A 1,155-nucleotide genomic window follows, 5' to 3' on the forward strand; every position below is an offset into this window, starting at 1 on the left:
GGTCACGTCCGTCAATCTGGTGTAAATTACTGGATGGCCTGAGGTCATGGTCAGGCGGCCTTTGTTGTGATGCTGAGAATGGGGTCGATCTCCTCCTTGTCGATTTGGGCGAAGGCCTCGACCATCATGTAGCGGCTTGAGGTCTGCCAATCGTCGTTGGCCTCGAAGAGCACGGCACCGATCAGCCGCATGATCGAGGCTTCGTTGGGGAAGATCCCGACGACATCGGATCGGCGTTTCACCTCCTTGTTTAGGCGTTCGATGGGATTTGTGCTGTGCAGCTTGGTGCGGTGCTGGCGGGGGAAGGTCATGTAGGTCAAGACATCGTGCTCACTGGTTTCCATGAGGTCGGCGAGCTTTGGCCATCGGGGGCGCAGCTGCTCTGCGACCTTCCGCCAGGTCTCCCCGGCGTGGATGCGATCAGGCTGTTCGAAGGCCTGCCGGATGGCGGCTGCGACGACGGTGTGCTGGCCCCGGGAGACGTGGGCGAGGGCGTTGCGCATCCAATGAACCCTGCACCGCTGCCAGGTCGCTTCGAAGACCCGGGCAATAGCTGCCTTGAGACCGGTATGCGCGTCGCTGATCACCAGTTTGACCCCGCCGAGGCCACGGGCGCGGAGAGAGCGCAGAAACTCGGTCCAGAAGGTCTCGGCCTCCGAAGGCCCTATGCCCAAGCCGATGATTTCCCTGCGGCCCTCGGTGTTGGCTGCCACCGCGATTATGGCCGCGACCGGCACGATGCGGCCGCCCTGGCGAACTTTGAGGTATGTGGCATCCAGCCAGACATAGGGCCAGTCGCCGGTCAGCGGGCGATTTAGGAACTCCCCGACCCTCTCATCGATATCCTTGCAGAGCTTCGAGACAGTGCTCTTCGAGATCCCGCTGAGACCCATGGCCTGCACCAGTTCATCCACCCGGCGGGTGGAGACCCCGCCGATCCAGGCTTCCTGAATGACTGCCACCAAGGCCTGTTCCGAGGTCTTGCGGGCTTCGAGGAAGCTCGGGAAGTAGCTGCCCTGTCTGAGCTTCGGCACCCTCAGGTTCAGCGTGCCCAAACGGGTATCGAGAGCGCGCTCTCGATACCCGTTGCGCCAGGTCGTGCGCTCGCCGCTGCGCTCATGCCGACCGGCACCGATCAGGCCCTCGACATCGGTC

1 protein-coding gene is annotated in these 1,155 nt (G+C 62.9%); it reads right to left on the minus strand.

Annotation, left to right across the window (positions count from 1 at the left end):
- Positions 1–50: 50 nt before the first annotated feature.
- Positions 51–1,155 (minus strand): IS256 family transposase (locus V6590_RS20765; protein ID WP_335425619.1); only part of this gene is annotated, 1,105 nt, incomplete at its 5' end.

This window comes from Gemmobacter denitrificans (assembly GCF_036964905.1).
GTDB lineage: Bacteria > Pseudomonadota > Alphaproteobacteria > Rhodobacterales > Rhodobacteraceae > Gemmobacter > Gemmobacter denitrificans.